Annotated in this window: 18 protein-coding genes; 9 read left to right on the forward strand and 9 right to left on the reverse strand. The window is 53.5% G+C overall.

Annotated elements, in window-relative coordinates:
* Positions 1–242: hypothetical protein (locus WG622_RS18320; protein ID WP_339404808.1), on the forward strand; the 242-nt coding region annotated here is incomplete at its 5' end.
* 296 nt (positions 243–538) lie between these two features.
* On the opposite strand, the gene WG622_RS18325 is transcribed toward WG622_RS18320, so the two are convergent.
* From WG622_RS18325 to WG622_RS18335, 3 genes are all read right to left on the reverse strand, one after another.
* The gene (locus WG622_RS18325; RefSeq protein WP_339404809.1) at positions 539–997 is read right to left on the reverse strand and encodes a GAF domain-containing protein; all 459 of its coding nucleotides are present in this window, start codon (positions 995–997) and stop codon (positions 539–541) included.
* A gap of 1,144 nt (positions 998–2,141) precedes the next feature.
* A complete protein-coding gene (locus tag WG622_RS18330) occupies positions 2,142–2,969 on the reverse strand; it encodes an aldo/keto reductase (protein WP_303960280.1) in 828 nt (275 codons plus the stop codon).
* A 54-nt stretch (positions 2,970–3,023) separates the two neighbouring features.
* Entirely contained in the window at positions 3,024–4,010 is a 987-nt protein-coding gene (locus tag WG622_RS18335) for an aldo/keto reductase (protein WP_303960282.1), read from the reverse strand.
* Positions 4,011–4,209: 199 nt separating this feature from the next.
* On the opposite strand from WG622_RS18335, the gene WG622_RS18340 reads away from it, so the two are divergent.
* Together WG622_RS18340 and WG622_RS18345 are read left to right on the forward strand one after the other, a co-directional pair.
* A complete protein-coding gene (locus WG622_RS18340) occupies positions 4,210–5,127 on the forward strand; it encodes a LysR family transcriptional regulator (protein ID WP_303960284.1) in 918 nt (305 codons plus the stop codon).
* 846 nt (positions 5,128–5,973) lie between these two features.
* A complete protein-coding gene (locus WG622_RS18345) occupies positions 5,974–6,282 on the forward strand; it encodes a hypothetical protein (RefSeq protein ID WP_339404810.1) in 309 nt (102 codons plus the stop codon).
* Between the two features lie 59 nt (positions 6,283–6,341).
* Here the strand turns inward: WG622_RS18345 and WG622_RS18350 are convergent, their stop codons facing one another.
* The 5 genes from WG622_RS18350 to WG622_RS18370 all read right to left on the reverse strand — a co-directional run bounded on the left by WG622_RS18350 (position 6,342) and on the right by WG622_RS18370 (position 11,961).
* Complete coding sequence (locus WG622_RS18350; RefSeq protein ID WP_339404811.1) at positions 6,342–6,533, reverse strand: hypothetical protein; 192 nt, start codon at positions 6,531–6,533, stop codon at positions 6,342–6,344.
* Positions 6,534–7,517: 984 nt separating this feature from the next.
* The gene (locus tag WG622_RS18355; RefSeq protein ID WP_303960593.1) at positions 7,518–8,885 is read right to left on the reverse strand and encodes a HipA domain-containing protein; all 1,368 of its coding nucleotides are present in this window, start codon (positions 8,883–8,885) and stop codon (positions 7,518–7,520) included.
* A 3-nt stretch (positions 8,886–8,888) separates the two neighbouring features.
* The gene (locus tag WG622_RS18360; RefSeq protein WP_303960595.1) at positions 8,889–9,131 is read right to left on the reverse strand and encodes a helix-turn-helix domain-containing protein; all 243 of its coding nucleotides are present in this window, start codon (positions 9,129–9,131) and stop codon (positions 8,889–8,891) included.
* A 617-nt stretch (positions 9,132–9,748) separates the two neighbouring features.
* Positions 9,749–10,762, reverse strand: coding sequence for a ParB/RepB/Spo0J family partition protein (locus tag WG622_RS18365; RefSeq protein ID WP_339404812.1), 1,014 nt, complete (start codon positions 10,760–10,762; stop codon positions 9,749–9,751).
* Complete coding sequence (locus WG622_RS18370; RefSeq protein WP_303967555.1) at positions 10,759–11,961, reverse strand: AAA family ATPase; 1,203 nt, start codon at positions 11,959–11,961, stop codon at positions 10,759–10,761. The genes WG622_RS18365 and WG622_RS18370 overlap by 4 nt, the downstream gene beginning before the upstream one ends.
* A 528-nt stretch (positions 11,962–12,489) precedes the next feature.
* Between WG622_RS18370 and WG622_RS18375 the strand changes: the two genes are divergently transcribed.
* The gene (locus tag WG622_RS18375) at positions 12,490–13,521 is read left to right on the forward strand and encodes a replication initiation protein (protein ID WP_303967560.1); all 1,032 of its coding nucleotides are present in this window, start codon (positions 12,490–12,492) and stop codon (positions 13,519–13,521) included.
* A 5-nt stretch (positions 13,522–13,526) separates the two neighbouring features.
* Here the strand turns inward: WG622_RS18375 and WG622_RS18380 are convergent, their stop codons facing one another.
* Complete coding sequence (locus WG622_RS18380) at positions 13,527–14,573, reverse strand: tyrosine-type recombinase/integrase (RefSeq protein ID WP_303967563.1); 1,047 nt, start codon at positions 14,571–14,573, stop codon at positions 13,527–13,529.
* A gap of 127 nt (positions 14,574–14,700) precedes the next feature.
* Between WG622_RS18380 and WG622_RS18385 the strand changes: the two genes are divergently transcribed.
* The 5 genes from WG622_RS18385 (at position 14,701) to WG622_RS19270 (ending at position 19,835) form a co-directional block, all read left to right on the forward strand.
* On the forward strand, positions 14,701–15,591 hold the full coding sequence (locus tag WG622_RS18385; protein WP_339404813.1) for a DUF1403 family protein: 891 nt from the start codon (positions 14,701–14,703) through the stop codon (positions 15,589–15,591).
* Positions 15,592–15,593: 2 nt separating this feature from the next.
* A complete protein-coding gene (scpB, locus tag WG622_RS18390) occupies positions 15,594–16,175 on the forward strand; it encodes an SMC-Scp complex subunit ScpB (RefSeq protein ID WP_339404814.1) in 582 nt (193 codons plus the stop codon).
* Between the two features lie 477 nt (positions 16,176–16,652).
* Complete coding sequence (locus WG622_RS18395) at positions 16,653–18,044, forward strand: TnsB C-terminal domain-containing protein (protein ID WP_339404815.1); 1,392 nt, start codon at positions 16,653–16,655, stop codon at positions 18,042–18,044.
* On the forward strand, positions 18,022–18,879 hold the full coding sequence (locus WG622_RS18400) for a TniB family NTP-binding protein (protein ID WP_229678661.1): 858 nt from the start codon (positions 18,022–18,024) through the stop codon (positions 18,877–18,879). The genes WG622_RS18395 and WG622_RS18400 overlap by 23 nt, the downstream gene beginning before the upstream one ends.
* Complete coding sequence (locus tag WG622_RS19270; protein WP_111368995.1) at positions 18,876–19,835, forward strand: TniQ family protein; 960 nt, start codon at positions 18,876–18,878, stop codon at positions 19,833–19,835. Before WG622_RS18400 ends, WG622_RS19270 begins: the two co-directional genes overlap by 4 nt.
* Positions 19,836–19,884: the final 49 nt, after the last annotated feature.

The raw sequence follows: 19,884 nt of genomic DNA on the forward strand, positions 1-19,884 counted from the left end.
CTCGTAAAACAAAGCCGCCTGCGCTTCTTGTCTCGGTCCCATCATCACTCAATCCCCCGTTCAATATGGAAATTGAATCAGTGACTTCGGCCTCGATCAAGGGTGAGTTTTTCAACAGAATACGCCCGTTGGAGCTCCCCCTACCTCTTATCACAGGTAACGATAGGAGCCCAATGCTGCCGTCTTACTGGAACCAGAAATGGGAGATGGGGATTGTAATCTCGGTGAAGGAAACGACGTGAAAAAGTGCGAAGCTCAACCTTTTCGCTTTAATAGCTTACTCCGACAGTTGGTTGTCCGAACCTGGAACACCAACTTGTGATCTCGATATATCCATCCGTACTAATTTATCCCAAATGAGCTTATTGTCTTGATGAGTATTTGCTCCACAATACAACTAGATCACTAGATTTTTCCCCGAAAAATCAGAGAGAAAATCCCCCTGCAAAACGCATCCTTTGCAGGGGGTACTCAACAAAAAACGTTGCATCAGATTGCTCGTTTTCGAGAAGCTCTGGCGTAATCCGACAGTGACTCTTCAGTTTACGAGCCTAAGTCTCGGCACGTGTACTTCTTTTTCTTCTACCGGCATGAGAGTTTCAACCAACCTTGCGAACTTCGTTATGTGCTCAAGGTCGAGGGTGCTCCACATTTTTGGCTCTCGGCAGATTGCTTCCACGGCCCCGACAACTCTGCCGTTCGCGTATATTGGAACGCCAATATAGGCTCTAAGGCCTTCTGCTTTCATCATGGGGCATTGTGGCAAGCTATCGTCGACCGTCAGACCTTCAAGGATGAGGGGTTCCTGGCGGCTTATGACGGTTGCGCAGCACGACGTAGGAAGAATTGGCGTTTCAAATTTTTCTGCCGTTGGTGACGCGTCTGTATCTACGATGTGAGAGACATATCCATCCTTCAGATCCGTTCTACTCACCGCCGCAAAATCGGCATGTAGGGTCGATCTGATCATTTTAAGAATAGAAACTTCGCCACTCATTTATTCGTTCCCTTATCGCTCGACACAATTGGGTTAGCAGAATTCAAAAAAGCGCTCGAACACACCTTGAACCTACTTGGCATTCTATGTCTCATGAAGCAACGAGTTGGGCACGAAGCGCAAGCCTTTTTTCAAACCAACTTTGCCAGTATTTAATTTGCCGATCGTTCACATCGAGCTGGAGCGCCATGCACAGAGCAGTAAACCCAAACCACGTTGATGCTGAGGCGTGGGCGCTTTGCGACGCAATGGTTCAGGGAACAAAGCAATCAGTTCTGAATGGCAATTACGACGAATATTCAGAGTATTTTCACATCCCCTTTACGATGCAGACACAACTGGGCGATGTCGTCGTTGAAAGCGATGAACAACATCGGGAAGTTTTCGCACGTGTCATGTGGCAATACCGAAAGCAAAACGTGACTGACGCTCAGCGAAGCCTACTGGCCGCGCATATCTTCAGAAACCAGGAAATAGTCTGCGTTCATGAATCGATGCTCTACTCAGAGTCCAAACTCGTTCAGAGCTCGATTAAGGTGCTTTCCACACTTAGAAAATTTTGCGATAGCTGGCTCATTGTCGATAGCCGATACTCTGTCGGAGACTGTATTAACTTAAACCGCGCGCTCTATGGTCCTGGGTACAGCGAAGTCCAGTCCACTATGCAAGACTCTTGTAGCTTGGTTCAGATCCGATGAACCTGTCCTTCTTATTTTAGCCACACGATCCCAAAGAAATAGTTACCAGTCTTGCAAGGTTGGGAACGAAAAGCTCTTTTGTAAGTCCGCAACGAAAGACGTAATCCGGACGGATGTTCATGGTTTTAGTCCCCTGTCTTCATCCTCAGCTGTTTGTTGTGGGAGCGCAAGAAAACAGTGTTGATGAAAGGGTGGGTGCAGCGAATGGCAGATTGGAGCCCTTTCTTCCGAACGCTGCGCCGGTCAAGAGTGTCCGCTTTCAGTTTTCCAAAGGCCTTTAGCTTTCAGTCGGAGCTCTGCGCGGCCTGAGTCTCTTTGGTCTCCGCTGACTCACCGAGCGGTTCGCCGGGGGATACTTGTTCGAAAGAACGTGTGCTCTTCGCACTGGGGTCGCGGCACCAGGTCGTTAAATTGGATGTCGGTTCTGGGCGGATTGGGCCAGCGCCTTAGGCCACGTCCCATTCCGGGCACCACGGCCCGTTGACCAGGCGGAACCCTTTGTCCAGCATCCTTATGTCGCGTATGTCGTCTTCGCTAAGAACGATTTCTTGGGATGCAAAGTTCTCTGCGATGCGCCCCTGATTGCCAGAGGACGGGATCACCATGAATCCCTCTGCCATCAGGAACGCAAGCGCGATCTGCGCCGCAGTGGCTCCGTGCGCGCTTCCAATCCGACACAGAGTTTCGTCGTCGTTCACAGCGCCACGACCCAGCGGTGAGTAGGCCGTCAAAGGAATGCCTGCCTTTTTGCAGTGCTCGACGATTGGTCGGTTTTGCATATGAGGATGAATTTCGACCTGGTTGGTCGCGATCACGCGATCACCGAGGAGTTCAGACGCCCGATCAATGTAGAGCTTAGTGAAATTAGAAACGCCGAGACGCGCAGTCAGGCCGGCGTCAAACACCTCTGCGAACTGCGCCATATAGTCCTCGATGTCGTATTCGTCGCCGATGGAGGGATAGTGCAGAAGCAAAAGATCAACCTTGTCGACCCGAAGCTTATCCAACGAGGCACGGACATGGGGCATAATCTGCCCTGGGCCAAAGCTCTCAGGGGCAACCTTGGTAGTCAGGAAGACACCGTCCCGCGACAAACCGCTTTCTGCGATGGCAGCGCCTACGAATTCTTCGTTATTGTAGCCTTCTGCGGTGTCTATGTGCCGATACCCGATATCCAACGCGCAGCGCACGCTGTCATAAGCCACTTGCCCGTTGCGGTTCCATGTTCCGAACCCAATCTTTGGAATGCCGTTCACTGTCTGTTTCGCGCTCATGGCTTACACCCTTCTGTCGGAATTCTTTTGCTGCACTTGGAGGTTTAGAACCTGTCACCAATAGTGGTGGACGTGTGGTGCGATTTGCGTCTTGTACATGACTCGGATCGCATCCATCGCGTCTGTCGACAGCGGAGCGAGGGTGCTTGCCGCCGCATTGGCTCGGGCTTGCGCCGCGGTCTTGCCACCAGGAATGACGACCGTCACAGCCTCCTCCATCAAGATCCAACGCAGCGCGAACTGTGCCATGGTCGCATCGCCTGGAACGAGGTCACGGATTTGCTCCACCGTTTCAAGGGCAAGCTCGTAGGGGACGCCTGCAAAGGTTTCCCCTTTGTCGAAGGCCTCACCGTATCGGTTGAACGCGCGATGATCATCGCTGGCGAACTGCGTATCGACGGACATTTTGCCCGTCAGCAGACCCGAGGCCAGAGGTACGCGCACAATAACCGCGACACCGCGGTGCTTTGCCTCGCGAAAGAACAGCCCATTCGGGCGTTGCCGGAACATGTTGTAGATGATCTGAACCGAGCTCACCCCGGGATACTCCAGAGCTTTCAAGCCTTCCTCGACCTTCTCGACCGAAACCCCGTATCCCTTGATTTTTCCGTCCTGAACCATGCCCTCCATGACGTCGAAAACATCAGGCTGGTAGAAGACGTCCGTCGGCGGGCAATGAAGCTGCACCAGATCAAGGCAATCCGTTTGCAGGTTTTCACGGGATCGGTCAACGAATTCAGTCAGGTTGTCCTTGTTGTAGCCATCGGCCGTGTGCGGGGATAGGCGCCGCCCTGCTTTCGTTGCCACGAAGGGAGGGGCCTCGTCACGTTCGCCCAGTACGTCCGCAATGATCCGCTCTGACCGGCCATCGCCATAGACGTCCGCCGTGTCGATAAATGTCATACCAGCATCAAGCGCCGCGTGCAGGGCCTGTCGTGCATCCGTGGTGGACACCTCACCCCAACTGCCGCCAATCGCCCAAGCGCCGAAGCCGATTTCGGAAACGTCGCGGCCCGTTTGACCAAACTGTCTCGTTTTCATTGCCTTACTCCTTCAGCTTAGGGCCCCATTTGATGTTCGGTCGATGCGATGCGCCGCGAAGAACGGTGAGATGCAAGGAGGAACACCAGTTATCCACAGCAGCCGTCCCCATCGACCGCGGGGCCTCAATACACTTGAAGTTCGCCCGCAGGAATTGGTAACTGCTGAGCACTGCTCAAAGTTGAGATGAAGCGAGTTCATGGTGGCTGGCCCTAACCAAACAAATTTCTCTGATCTGAAACTCTTTCTGACGATTGCGCGCCGACATAGTTTTACCTCGGCTGCAATCGAATGTGGCATCACGCCTTCAGCCGCAAGCCATGCCATACGGCGCTTGGAAGAGAAACTGGGCGTCGAGCTTTTGAACCGTACCAGCCGCTCGGTCATGCCGACCGACTTAGGAGCCGAGTTGGCCAGGAGTTTGGCGGGTGGTTTTGACAAGATTGACGAGGCGCTCAATTCGATTGGCGCACCTGGCGCTGCGCGATTTGGCGAGCTGAGGATTAACACTTTCGCCGATGCCGCCCATCTTTTGCTGTCACCAGCGTTGCCGGAATTTGCAAAACGGTTCCCTGATATCCGACTGACAGTGGCCGTTGAAGAGCGTCCCATCGACATTGTGGCCGAGGGTTATGACGCCGGTGTCCGCTATGGTCATCACGTGCCCGAAGACATGGTCGCTGTTGCCCTGACCGGCCCACATCGATGGGTGGTTGTCGCTGCACCACACTATCTAGAAACCCACGGACCGCCGCAAAGGCCCGAGGATTTGCAAGACCATGTCTGTATCCAACTGCAACTTGGCGATAGCTCCAGCTATGCTTGGGAGTTGCATGACGGAGATGGCGACCGCGCTTGGCAGGTGCCGGGCAATATCACCATCAAGGACACGGCGACGACGATCTCAGCAGCGAAAGCGGGGGTTGGCCTCGCGTATTTGCTAGAAGCTCGGATCAAAGACGAGTTGGCGGATGGGAGCCTCAAGATCGTTTTGGACAGTTACGCCTCATCGGGTGAGCCGCTCCATATCTACTACGGGAGCCGCCGTCACAACCATCCCGGCCTTCGCGCATTGACCAACATTGTGCGCCAGCAGAATGGGCTGGGGTCAATCTAGGTCACACAGTTCCTTTCAAAACGATCGTCAGGAAACCAAAAGCAGGCAAACTGTGTAAAACCAAACCGCCTCGCCCGCCTTTGCAGACATTTGCGTGATCGCAGCGAATGTTCATTTTGTTCGCATCTCTGACGTCGGTGCTAAGTGCAGCGAAAGTCTGCGTTCCGCCCTTTTAATTATCCGCAAGCGTTGCAGCTGTTATCCTCTGACACGTTGACGCGCAATTATCTCGCATTCTTCTAAGCGAGGGTGATGCTGAGCTGAGTGATGAACCGAAAACCCCCTTAGCTCTACATCGTTTAGTAGTTTTGGGTTGTTGACCGAGAATATAAACACCGGCCCTTCATCGTCCTCACCGCGAAAAATTGCACGATGGAACCACACGTGTTTTAGATTTAGTTCCGATAACGTTTGTTTCACACTTCCAGCTATAATTGCCTTTGGCCTCAACGTTGCGGTCCTCATTCTTGGATTAGACTAATAAACATAGGTGGAAACATGCCTCAGAGCCGCGTGGGTGGGGGCAAGAAAAGCGACTCTGAGGCACTTTCTTGATGTGCACGACATTCTCGTGCGAATTAAATTGTGTCAAAATTTTGCCCTGATGATCGCCGATTTGGAAACAGACGCCGGGAAAGCTAAAAATCGTTTCAATTTGGCGCTTCTGGCTTCTCGTGTCGGAAAGACACAGCGGATAACACAATCCTTCTTTCCCCAATTAGCGCCTTCTATCCATGCGGAAAATTGAGCTATTTAATCTGCACTAGGTATGGTCACGGCACACGTGATTAGTGGAGAATTGGGCTGAACCATTTTCGCGTAGGTTCATGTTGGGGTTAGCTTACTATGCAGGATGTTGTTTCAGACGAGCTTAAACGGCAGTTTCAGTCTGATGCGATTTCAGCGGTTTCCGAATGCCTAGGGATTGATGTGAGCATCCATGACATTGCAGAGCGAGGAATAATTCGCTCACACTTGGATGGATGGGAAACTTTCTACTTTGAAGGTGTGGAGCTTCTGATGATTGGGCCAATAGAAATGAAATTCCAATCAAGGAACGGTAGATTGAACGCCTCTGCCGCACGCGAATTCAAAAAGGCATATAGCGTCAAATCTGGTACGGTAAGGTCCATTGAACTAGCCAAGATCGCTTAAAGCTATTCCCGAGAATCAGCGAACTCTCTGTTCTGGCAGTTGGTGCGATACACCGGGGATTAAGCCGCCAATTCTTGTGGAAGCTTGCAGATTTCCTCACCTCCGAGGAGAGAAGTAATAAACTGACCATCTTCGCGGGATTTGATCGAATAGCCGTATCCACGTAGCCGGTGTTTCCACTCACGATCAGACAAAGAATGGCGTTGTTCGCGTTCTACGATCTCTAGGATGTTCGCTGGTTTTCTTTCCATCGATACTGTTTCCTTCTTGGATTCAATCAAACTTTGAAGGAGTTGTAGTTTCCGCAAATGGCAAAACTTCAGTCCGAAGGTGGCGATTTTAGGGCAGGAAAATTTAGGCAATTTGGTGAGTGCACCTAGAGTTTGAACTCTAATTAATGCCTGCGAATTGCACTTACCTTTGTAAGCTGCCGACTTTCGAAAGCGACGCTCGAATAGCCATTTGAGAAACCACTCCGTTGCCAACGCCTACCCAAAACTGCGCCTCCCTTAATTCGCCGCTGGTTGAGTCTTGTTGTCGTGGAATTAGACCAGTGAAAGTAGCAGTGTTTTCCTAAGTCAATTTACTACGAGCTTAACCCTAGTCTTCAGAGCCGCCATGCCAGGTTGAAAAGAGCAATAGCGCGACAATCGCTGCCATTCCGATAATAATTAGGAAGCCTGACATAAGTAATGTGTTACTCTCGCATTGAACTTACTTTTGTAAGAGCTAGTTCGGGATTTGACTATTGCTACAGCCTAGGAATAGTCAGTGAATGTCGCTGCATCCCCTCTATTCAGAGCCAGCGACCTTCATTTCTCTCAACCCTAAATTTTGAGTCGACCGTAAGTCTGTTCAGACTTCTCTTTTTGAATAGGGATGACTGATGGGGCCATTGAACCGTTCAAGCACGGCGCGGTCTATCCCGGCAGTTGATCGCTTCAGTTCTGAGGTCTGGTCTTTTCACGCCACGATTTTTGGGAAGAGGGGCAACTACGACAATGCCCGAACGTGATGCACTTCGTTTGGTGGCCACGAGCCAGATCGCCTTGACTAAGCTCCCGGTGTTTTCTGATCCCATCGTCCAACTTGCTCTATGGCATTCAAGATTCGAGCGTGAGCCGAGCCTTCGGTGGACGCGAGATCTAATCCAATTTGTTGTGTAGGATTCGTAACCTGAAAACACTAAGCCAACGCCTGCACAAAGCCTCGACGGTGTCCGGTCTACTCGTCGTTTAGGGCCGATTGCTCGGTACCAAATCAAAATCTTGTGGACCAATTTCGAGATCGAAGTTTTCTGAGAAATGGTGGGCCTGCTGTCGAACCACATCCCCCAGCCTCTTTCCACTTGGACGAGGTAAGTCGTTGACGGATTCCACACAGGCCAAAGCAAGCTCTTTACTCCGTCTGATGAGGGGCGATGTCAGCGCCCGATATCCGAGCGCTTTGCAGAAGGCGTCAAGGTCATCGGCGGCAATATCCTCACCAATCCGAGCAGACCCTAGTCTGAAGGCCATCTCGTGGGTCACATTATCCAGCAAAACCGGATCAATATCATAGGCCGGCGCTAGATCAGGTTTGGCTCCCCGAAAAAGGAATGCATGGTTTTTTGCGTGATTGTCAGAATTTCCCAGCAGCATATTCACGAGCGTTAGTTCAAAAAACGCCTGTCTTGATGCACCGGGGGTAGCGGTCTGGCCCAAAAGCTGGCCGATGGCTGTGGCATTGAATTGACGACCTTCAACACCATTGCGTTCATATTTCAGCTGATGACCCAGCCCGAGCGCCTGACAAAAGTCTTCTTGATGCAAACGCCGAATATCTTGGCCATTTGCTTCTCGATCAAATCTCGTGACCAATAGTCCGCGTAGATCGCCCTCTCCCACTATTTGAGTATGCGCCACAGGATGCCCCTGAACGCGCGCCATAATTGCCATGGCCAAATGCTCGCGCACCACAGATGTCATCGCGGCGGCTCGAGGAACCTTGAGAATATGAGTGGTTGGCGCCCCGCTGCCCGCACGCGGGAGGCCGAGACGCCCATCTGCCATTCGCGTTAGCGCGATTTTCCCCTGCACACCCGCGAGCGGAGACGGATCTTTGACGTTTTCATCAGGCAATCGCCTATGATCACGCAAGCTCTGCATAAGACGCGCGAACTCGCTTTTGTCCGCGACAGGTAGTGGATCTAGACCGTAGTCCTGCCGAGCATCATCGTCTGGTACAACTGGGCTTCCTTCCAGAACGTCATAGTCCTCTGATAATACCCCAGGGCGTTTTCCCGGGGCATCGCCTCTCGGGACGCAACTGATGGCACCAGGACAGTCTGTCCCCAAATGATACAACAACCCGACGATATCACTCGCCGCGATCCCATGGCGCGCCATTACCTGATCACGCATTTCGTTTTCAAACAAAAGATTGGAAAAGAACCCACGGCTTTCGACATCACCATAGGGTGCTTCGCGGACAGGAAGCGAGACAGAGATAGGATGCAGAAGTTCCGCATGTGTATACTGAAACGCAAGGTTTCCGTCAGCGCCAGAACTCAACCTCCCTATCGGGGGCTGAACCGCTTCCAAATAAACATCGAGCTCTTTCATAGCCTAGGCCCCTGCCCGATCCACCGAATCTGGCGTTTCAAACGTAAGCGTCACGCCGAGATCGTTGCAGAGCTGAAGAACCAAACCGAGATGCGCAGTTTCCTTACCTTTTTCGATACTGCGGATTGTGGGTTTGGAGATACCCGTCTGGAGAGACAGTACCTCCTGCGTGATCTTCATCGCCTTGCGCCGCTTGCGAAGAGCTTCGCCGAGTGTGGCTGCGTTTGATACTAGAGTTTTCGGCATGCCCTGCTCCAATAGGAAAAGATCGTTTGCTTTATTGCGTAATATAGGGACACATGGGGAAAAGGCAACGATCGCTTTCTTTTGGTTGCCAAGAGGTATTCGGAAACAAAAAGGAAAAGAGCGTTTCCATTAGCCTAAGGTCCAAAACGGGTGACGTTTGCTCACTCTAACTCACCAAAAGCTCAACTTGCCATAACTCAGAAACTATCTCATCTGCCCTCGGTCGATTTTTTCTAAAAAAGACTGCCTATAACGTCTTACGCTCGATGAAAAAGGTGACCATTTTGCCCGCCTGCCTTTCGAGAATTATACCGTTGCCATCTTGGTCCCGAAAGTCTCACGCGTCTTCAAATAGTCAGGGAGTTAATAGATGGACCGTTTCGGTGCCGTATTCTCCGACAAGCCACACGTTCATCAAGACGACCAAACTACGATTACCGCTTGGGCGCACTACTAAACAAATCCTCAACAGAACGTTTAACGGATGATCCTGCATTGCTGCGCCAACAGATCAAATCCCCAGAGCGAGATCGTTTCTGAAATTCGCGGCTCATGCTCAAACTGGCTAAGCAGTTGTTTTAATTTAATTAATATGACAATTGCCAATTGGCAATTTTCTAGAGACCCTCGGATCTGTCCAAAACGAACTTATCGAGCAAAATCCGCAGATCCTCGGCCGGGGTGTCCTTGGAGATTTCCAACACGATCTGGCGACTGCTGTCTTTGCGCTTGATCTGATGGTCCGAACCCGGAGCCGTATAAGTGTGGCCCGCAGCCGGTTTGAGCTTGCGTTTGCTTGGTTGCCCCTGCCCTGCCCGCTTGAGGTCCTCGACCACTTTGGCGGCATCGGACCAAGGTTCACCGGCGGAGAGTCCGGTGGCCATGCGCATGTCGCAAAGCCAGACAGCGCGTGCAATCACCGCTTCACGCGTTTTGGGATGTGCGAGCACCGGCTTGAGCGCGCGGGCATGTAGCTCTTTCAGATCGTTGGGCGACGGGAAGGCATCGACGATCTCTGCAGGCAGCTTGGCGAGGAAAAGGTAGCGCGACAGCCAGCCCTCAGAGACCTGCAGACGCTGCGCCATAGTTTTCTGTTTGCCGCCGTAATAAAGCTTCACCGCCGCTGCGTAATCCGTCGCACGTTCAAAATCCGAGATATCAGCGCGGTCGCGGTTCTCGACGTCGGCCAAGCGAAAGGCCTCTTCGTCGGTCATGTCCCGCACTTCGATCAGATATTTGTACTGCGGGAAACTGTTCGCGCGCAGCCAGGAAATCGCGAAGTGACGACGGGCGCCACAGATAACCTCGAATTCGATCCCTTCGGAACCTTCGACGCGCCGCACGATCGCAGGGAATTCCTGACGGCCCTGCTGTTGGATGCCCTCGATCAGATCGGCGCAGTTTTCCTCGTTGAGTAGCTCGTAAATGCGGTTGTGACGCTCCCACATTTTGCAGCGCGCGGGGTCTACCCATTGCAGGGTTTTCTCATCGATCTCTCCGCTTAGCTTGTCGCCAATGACATTGCCGCGTTTCAGGAACCGCCCTGCCCCGCGGTCCTTTTTGGCAGTGCGTGGCTCGTCGCCAATTCCGCTGAGTACCGCGTCAAAAATCTCGTCGTGCTTCTTGGTCATAGCAGCCCCTCCCGGGCAAGCGCATCCCGTTGGCTGGGCCAGGTTTTGCGCATCAAAATTTCCACCTCTCGACCAATCGCGTCCAGATAGGCACGGCAGCGTTTGTGGGTCTCGGTGCGGGCGGAGGCGCCGGTCATTTCATAGACCGTCTGCAGGTTCGCCGTCGCGTTGTCGATTTCGGCCGAGTCCTTCAGAACCGATTGCAACATGTCGCCCGCAAAGACTGCATCCATCATCCGCTTGATCGCCACATGGGCCGATTTGCCGTCGTTCATCTTGGTAGCGATCATTTTAACGAACTTATAGTCATGCGCGCCGCCCACCTTCTCCAGCTCATTCAGGGTCGAGGTCATCATTTTCAGAAAGTGCACAGTGGAGCCGAAGTCCACGTTGTTTGGGGGCGTGGGCACGAGGATCGCATCCGCCGCGCGTAGCACCGAGAGCGAGATCATGCCAAGCGCTGGGGGTGGGTCTAGCAGGATGATGTCAAAGTGATCGCGGATCGACTCGATACCTTCGCGCAGACGATCGAGCACAAAGCCGCTTTCCCGCGCCATGCGACCCGCAAGTTCGTATTCCGCGTCATAGAGCCCGAGGTTCGCTGCAATCAGCGCGATACCGGGCCAGTAGGTGCCACGGAGCGCATAGCGCAGATCCTGTGGGCCACCGTGGCGGAAGAACGGGTAGAGCGTCTCTTCGTCCTCGTCGATATCAACATCCGGGTTCAGGCCGAAGACCGAAGTTGTTGACGCCTGGCTATCGCAATCGATCACACAAACGCGGTAGCCTTGCAGCGCGAGATACTGGGACAGGTGGGTGACCAAGGTAGATTTGCCGACGCCGCCTTTGAAGTTCTGAATCGCTAGAACCAGCGCTTCATCCTCTGGCGCGCGGTGGGGCAGGGTGCCAAAGACCTGACGCATGTTGTTGATGTCATGCAGGCTATAGCCCTTGCGGCGACCGGTCTTTCCGTCCTTTTCCGGGGTCGGGAGGCGGCCATCATTCTCGGCCTCTCGGATTAGCGTATCGGAACGGCCCACCATCTGTGCGGCAGTGCGAACATTGAACTGCAGATCCAGCGATTTCGCGGTGCCCGGCGCAAAGACCCGGTCGCGCAGACGTTCGATCACGGTCGTTGCACGTGTGGACAAAAGATCCAGCTCTTCTAAGCTGACTGTGGGGAGAATCGGATCAGACATGGTGCCTCTGAACTTTTGATTTTTTCTGTTGTTTCGCCAAAAAAGCAAAACTGCTCGACTTACCGAGATTTTTTCAAAAGAGGGGGCTTGAGGCAAGCCTAAAGGACGATTCGTTCACCAAATAAGGCAGGGGAGGCGATTTTCGCTAAAACAAATCCCCAAAAATAAAGAACCAAATGGGTTCAGATTCTAGTGTTCTAATGTTCTGGACTCTTAAATCTTTGATAAAAAACAGTTTTCAATGCTATGCCTTACATATTGGGCGTGAAAGCTTACGGATTGGGATGTCAAAGCTTACAGATTGGGTGGGTCAGCCTTACGTTTTGGATGTCTGGATTCTGGCGCTTAAAAAACCCTTTATTTTGATTCGTTTCGCCCGATCCGTTGCGTTTTCTTTTTCACCGAACGGTGCGTTAAAGCTTACAAAATGGGTGCACGTCAGGCTAAGTGGGGGAAATTATTGACGAGGAACGTTTGATTTCTTACATTTGAAAACAACCAAAAGTAAGATTACCGCGTAAGCGACACATGGCCGAGCAGCTTCAGAAACCATACAGCAGCATGGACGCAAAACCAAATGCGGACTCGCTGATCAAACCCGGAGAACTGGTGGACCTGGTTGAGGTCACGCCGCTGACGTTGAACGACCGGCGGATCTATAATCTTTTGCTGGAACACGCTTGGGACGAGATCGACAAGCCGGTGGTGCACCACGTCTCTAAGGCCGCGTTGCGGGGGACGCATAATTCCAACGACCGGATCGGTGAGTCTGTGGAACGGCTGATGCGGGCGATCGTGAAAGTCTCGGTGATCAAGGATGGCGAACCGGCGATTGAGCGGGTGCAGCTATTGGGCGGCAATATCGAGCTCGAGCAATCGGACGGGCTTTTGTATTTCGAGATCCCGCGGGCCTTGCGCAAGATCATTCGCAACTCGACGGTGTTTGCGCGGCTGCAAAAAGAAGTGATGTTTGCGCTGAGCTCGAAATATGCGCTGACGCTGTATGAGATGGTGCAAAAACGCGGGAACCTGCGGTTTAAGTCTTCGGAACGGTTTACGCTGGAAGAGCTGCGCGGGGTGTTGGGCGTGCCGAAGGGCAAGCTGACGACCTGGTCAAACCTGCAGCTGCGGGCGTTGGCGCCGGCGGTGGATGAAGTGAATGCGCTGTCTGACTACACGGTGACGATCAAGCCCTACAAGGAGGGTAGGCGGGTGGCCGGTGTCACGATGGAATGGATGCGCAAGGACGCGGTCGGGCGGTCTGCGGCGGATCGTGAGCTTGAGTATTCCAAGGTTGGGCGCAAGGCGCGAATGGAGGGTCGGGTCGAGCAGGTGGCGGCAGCGCCAGCATTGAAACCGCGTCCGGCGTGGCTTGAGAGGGCAGGGGAGGCGCTCAGGACGGAAACCTATGAGACCGCGCGGCTGCGGTATCCCGGGTATGACGTCTATTTCGTCGAGGGGGAGTGGCGGCGTTGGTCGGCTGGGAAGGAAGCGCCCAATGATCCGAACAAGGCGTTCCTTGCGTTTTTCAAGCGGTTTGCCGAGCGCAATCCGATTTAGGTATTTTAAAGCCCCGCTGCCATCGTAAGGTTCACCCTAAAGCGATCTCTGCGCCTCTGGTATCTGCGCGTCATCTCGGCCGATGTATGCCCAAGCTGCTTTTGCACGTATCGCTCATTGACTTCGGCTGAGGAGGCGAGACCTGCGCGCAGGCTGTGGCCTGAGAAGAGCGCGAGACGGTCCTGTTCCGGGAGATCACTCCGAATGCCGGATTTCAAGACAGTCTGCTTTATGAGCCGCGCAACATGCTTGTCAGACAGGCGACTTTCTAAGGCACGCTTCCCATCTCGCGAGGTGCGCACGAACAGCGGCCCAAAATCGATCTTAGCAAAATGAGTCCATTGCTCAAGCGCGTGCACAGGGCAGGTCTGATCAGAGGACCCTCGGCCGATTTCCACCTCGCGCCAGCCTGTCTTTGTATTGAGTGTCAGCAAGATGCCACCTTTTTGAACGTCGATCCATCCACGGGAGTCGATGGTGTCATCCTTGCCTGCATCTAGGCCCACGATCTCTGAGCGCCTAAGGCCACCTGCGTAGCCAAGAAGCAGGATCGCTCGATCTCTGAGACCTCGGAGATCAAATGGCAATGTGGCGACCATGGCGCGGATGTCGTCAGGGAGGATGGGGTCTTTCTGAACTGGAGGTCTTGCGTGTTTGCGTTTGATGCCAGCGAGTATGGTGGCGATATGGCGGTTGTTACGATCCAAACTGTGGCCACGTTGTGTGTAATACCAGCTTAGGCCTGAAAGCCGCCGGGTGATTGTGGAGACGGACAAGGTCTGCGCAAGGTCTGTGATGTAGAGCCCGATGATTTCCGGCGAGGGGGACAGGGGGTCTGAGCCGCTGTGATCATAGAGGCCCTTGCGATTGCACCAAGTCTCAAAGTGCTTCCAGTCAGAGGCATAGGCTTTGTTGGTGTTCTCAGACGTTGCCGCCGCCGCATAGTCCCGCGCGGTATCCACCAAACGATCGAGCGATCCCGAGCCAGCGATATGTGAGGGCAGAGAGATCTCAGCGCTGTCTGAGCGCTTGTTTTCAGTGCTTTTCGACATGAATTCTGGGGCTATCTCATTATGTCCGATAATACAACATTATTGGACATAATTACATATAGCAAGTAGCGGCGCTTTGTGGTGTTAAAGGTAGTATTAACCGCCGCATGTCGTTAGGCTGCATTCCATGAAACTGTCTCAGAATGATCCCACTTCTAACTCTGTCTCTATCCGCCCCTTGCCAAAGTGGGTGGGCGTAAAGGCGCATCACACGATTGAAGAGGCTGGGTTTTTTGCTGGGGCGGCCCTTATGCATTTGGATCAGGTGCTGTTGGATGCAGAGCTTCCAGCAGATTTGTTGCGAGATCGGTTGGCGATGGAGGCAAGCCTCAACTGTTTGACGGTAGCAGGACGAACTTATGGGTTGGGCGATCTTCGGGATGAGGTGCATTTTCTGAGAGATGGCGATGCGCCGGGGCCGGCGGGTCTCATCGCGATGTCTTGGCGGCGGGCGGTTGAGAGACCGGTCTCCGTAGCCTCTCTCAAACGAGCTTTGCCGCATATCGAGACGGATCTGATTGCAGAGAGTATGGATGCGGGGCGTGGGACTCCCTTGGATCGGGCTGTTGGGACGTTGAGGTTTGCTTTGAGTTCCCTTCCCAAAGATGAAGCGGCTGCGCTGATTTTGGCGGATGCTGTGCTTTGTCTGTCTCTGGCCTGGAAGAGGCTCGTGCCGCTTTTGGGTGTGTCCCTTACAAGACGGGATTTGCGCGGGGATCCGGATGCCTTGCAGATAGCCTGTCAAAAGGCGTTGGTCTCAGCAGTCCGCGCACATTCGGACAGGGCAGCCGATCTGGCGCGACGCGTTGAGCGTTTAAACTCTATCGCTGTGAAGCTTCGAGCTAAAGGGTCTGAGGAGGCGGTTGCTCTGATCACATCCCGGGATGCTGTGACGCCGGCGCATTTGGCGAGTTTGAGATCCTCGCGATCTGCGCGGCGGTTTTGTGATCGGTTGATTGAGCTTGGTGTTATCCGCGAACTCTCGGGGCGGGATACGTTTCGTCTTTATGGGGTTTGAGAATGACAGGGACGCCCTTGATCGATAGAGAGCTTGAAGACCTGCCGCCAGAATTGCGCTGGCAGGAATGGCTGAGGCGCGTTGAGGCGGTGCTCTTTGCGTCAAAGGATCCGGTTGAAGTGGATGCTTTGCAGCGGGTTGTAGGGCAGGGGGTTTCGGTCGAGATTCTGATGAGTGACCTTAAGGCGCAACTGAAGGATCGCCCCTATGATGTGGCCCGCATTGGCGATGGGTGGCAGTTGCGCACCAAAGCGAGCTATGGGGAGGTCATTCGAGTAGCGGCGAATGTCGAAGATGAACTCTCAGGTCTCAAAGAGTTCGATGTGGCAGTACTTGCGGCCATTGCCTATCACCAGCCGATCACGCGAGATGGGCTTAGGGATATATTCGGCAAAGACATTGCGCGGGAGTTGATTGGGCGACTTTCGTCTCGGGATCTGATTGCTGCGGGACCTAGGAGTCCAAGACGTGGGGCGCCTTATACTTACGTCACAACGGACCTATTCCTCACAGCCTTTGGGCTTGAGAGTCTCGCGGATCTGCCAGATCGAGAAGCCATGCAGGATGCTGGAATATTAGGGTAGGGCGCAGATTGCTTACCTTAGGGAAACAGCTTTGCGGACTTGTGAGTTCTGTTTCCTACGCCGCAGCAATTGTCGTTGTGCCCTAATTAAAGAGAATAGAGGCTAATTTTTCCCTGACTTTTCAATGGCTGCTTGTACCTCTATTTGTGGCATTGTACCTTTAATTAGGATACTGTACCCTAATTTAGGATACAAGATTATCTGTGGATAACTTTCGGCGATTTGTGATGAAGACGCGCTGTGAAATCTGAAGCCGTTGCGAAACATCGTGCTGCTATTCTGCGGCCGCTTCTTGAGCTTGAAAAAAAGGGCGACCCAATTGGTCGTGCCATTGGCGACGCGGCATGGGAGTTGGGTCTTTCCAAAAGCTATACTTGGAAGCTTTACCGTCGTCTCAAAGAGAACGATGCTCGATCCGTTGCGCTGCAACCGGGTCGGCGCGGGCCTAAACCTGGAAAAGGGCGTCTTGCTCCGGATGTGGAGCGCATCATCAGCACCACCCTTAGCCGCTACTATCTGGTTCGAGAACGTTCAAGTTTTTTGCGCATTTGGCGTGAGATACGCTCAGAGTGTGATGCAAAGGGCTTCCAGCCTCCGACCCGTCGAACAGTTAAGCGGCGGCTAGATGCGATGGACCAGCGTAAGGTCATCTCAAAGCGACATGGCGCGGACGTAGCTGGACAATTGTTCGCAGCGCGTCCTGGCAAACTCGACGTTCCCGACCCACTCGACGTCGTGCAAATCGATCATACCAAGGCCGATGTATTTTTGGTCGATCACATCGATCGACAGCCTCTTGCGCGGCCGAACCTGACGATGGCGATCGATGTCACCACGCGTGTGGTGTTGGGCGTATACGTGAGTTTCGATGCACCGTCCGTTCTGTCGGTTGCGCTTTGTCTCGACCATTGCGTGCGCCGAAAGACAGTGCATGTGCCCGGCACCCTTGAAGAGCTTACCTGGCCTACGGCTGGTATTCCGAAGGCTGTTCATGTGGACAATGCCCAGGAGTTCCGCAGCAGAGCGTTCAAGTCCGCGTGCGAGGATTGGGGCATTGATGTTTCCTATCGTCCCAAGGGCGGCAAGCATTACGGAGGTCACATTGAGCGCTTGATCGGTACAACTATGGGTTCGGTTCACGTATTGCCTGGAACCACGCACTCGTCACCCAAAGACAAGGGTGACTATAACAGCGAACAAAACGCGACTTTGACGCTTGCTGAGTTTGAAGACTGGCTTCATCTTGAAATCTGTCGGTATCACAACACCCCGCATCGGGCTCTTGGCCGGACACCTCTTGCTGCCTGGAGCGATTTGGGTGGCGATACAGCAGGGCGGCAAGTTGTCGATGTGGACGCGTTTCGATCGAGCTTCATGCCTTTTGAATGGCGCAAGCTTGGCCGCACAGGGATCACGCTTTTTGAAGTGCGCTACTGGAATGATGCGTTTGCGTCCTTGATCGGGCGGGGCAAAGAGAAGGCGCAAGTCAGATTTGATCCGCGGAACCTATCGAAGATTTGGGTGCAGGTAGACGATGGTCGCATGATCGAAGCGCGCTACCGAAATCTCAGTCATCCCGAAATCTCTCTTTGGGAAAGTCGCCGCGCCCGCAAAGAATGGAAAGAAAAGCACGGTGGGCGGATCCACGAAAAGGCGCTGTTTGATATGGTAGACGCGCAAAGGCGTCTGGCCGAGGCAGCGCGCCAGAAAACCAAGGCAGCCAGGCTGGGTAAAGAGCGGGATGCGCGCCTGTCAAAGGCCCCAAAGCAGCGCGACCCTTCTCGTGAAATGTTCGCGATTGATACCGGCAACCCTGATCTTCCAACCTATCCCATAGATGAATTTCATGACCCAAAACGAAAGAATTGACCGCATTCGCAGCGACCATTGGATCGCTTTTGATCGTGCAACGATTGTCCTCAATCGATTGACATCATTGATGGAAACACCGCGACAAAGTCGCATGCCAGGTTTGATGGTCTATGGGAGCTCTGGCATCGGGAAGACGATGATCGCCAAACGTATGGCGAGCAAGTATCCCACTCAATACAAGAGTGATCTCGGGATCACCAAGACACCTGTATTGCTGCTTCAGGCACCACCCGCGCCGGATGAGAGAAGGTTCTACCAACACTTACTATCTACGATTGGCGCGCCCATGTGGGGGCGTCGCACAGTCTCGGAACTGGAGGTTCGGGCGCTGAACCATCTCAGAGACATGGACCTGAAAATGCTCATGATTGACGAGGTGCACAATCTGCTTGCCGGCAGTTACAGGGAGCAACGTCGGTTCCTCAACATGCTACGGTTCCTCGCAAATGAGCTTAGCGTATCGCTCGTGGTCTTTGGCGTTAACGAAGCGCTTGATGCCGTCCGTGGCGATGACCAGCTTGCGCGCCGGTTGGATGAACATTTTTTGCCGCTTTGGGAAGACGATGTAGAGTTCTCACGTCTGATCCAAACACTGATCGCGGCCATGGCGCTGGAAAAACCTTCGGGCCTGACCGTTGCTTCGCTCCGAACCATCCTGAAGGTGACCGGCGGGGTCACGTCCCGCGTCTTTATCATGATTAAGTCTCTGGCCATCGATGCGATTCATTCTGGGGAAGAGAGGATTACGGATGAGGCTGTCGCGACATGGCGGCCGACCTGGAACAAACATGCGTGGACGGTTCCGCTTGAGACGGCCGTTGAGGCCGAGTGACCATCAAGCTTCTGCCCCGCCGACCACCACCCCTATGCGATGAACTGCTTTCGAGCTGGCTTACCCGGCTGGCACAAGCCAATCACTGTTCAACCGAAGAACTGTGCGGCTATCTTGGCTTGCAAAGGGGCAGGGTGCCCGACCGCTCGAGCGACCTTGAGCAAGTTTGTGTAGACCGATTGTGCGCGGCTGTTGGAAGAAAACGTACCGAGATTGCGGCGATGACATTGCCAAATTTGAGCGCCCGCTCATTGAACTATCTGGCAACACATGACTTTCAGACCTGCACATATTGCCAAGAGCAAACGCCGGATCTGGTATTGCGCCACTGGCGGTTTGCTTGGTCGACAAACTGTGAAAGTTGCGGTCGGTCTCTGGTATCGACATGTCCGCATGCTGGTATCTCAAAGCGTATGAAAGCGCGTGCGGTTCAGGGGGCTAAAAGATTGGCGTCAGCTGTAGTCTCTGGCGACCAACAAAGCCTGCATCAGTTCAGACAAACGTCAGACCTTCTGCGATTGTGGAAATTGGCGGATGCAGATGCGCTGATCTCTGAGAACCAAGCCCAAAGAACAATTGTTCTCGCTGCGATTGAACTCGGATCAAAGCACCCGTTGCTTCGCACTGCCTATCGGGTGGCGCGAAACAACCGGGCAGCGCGGAGTCTGTTGCGTACGTTTCCGCGACAGAGTGAGGCTTTGGAGAATCTCCAGAGCTGGGCCCGACTTCATGAATATCGATATGCAGACCAGGGAGCCATAGGCCGCCGAGCTAGAACACGAGGGCTCGGAACAACTGGACTTGTGCCATCCGAGAGAGCGCTTCATGCGGCACGACGCGCAATTGAAGAACTCGGCTCCAACACTGATCGACATGCACTTCTGCTCCGCGCGCAAGAGATTTGGCAGACGGAACCACTCATCCGAAGGTCGCCGAAACCTGTGGACATATCCTAAATAGAGGCACAGAAATCGCCAAAATAGGCCAGAAGCGGTAATTTCTCTT

This window comes from Cognatishimia coralii (assembly GCF_037478305.1).
Lineage (GTDB): Bacteria > Pseudomonadota > Alphaproteobacteria > Rhodobacterales > Rhodobacteraceae > Cognatishimia > Cognatishimia coralii.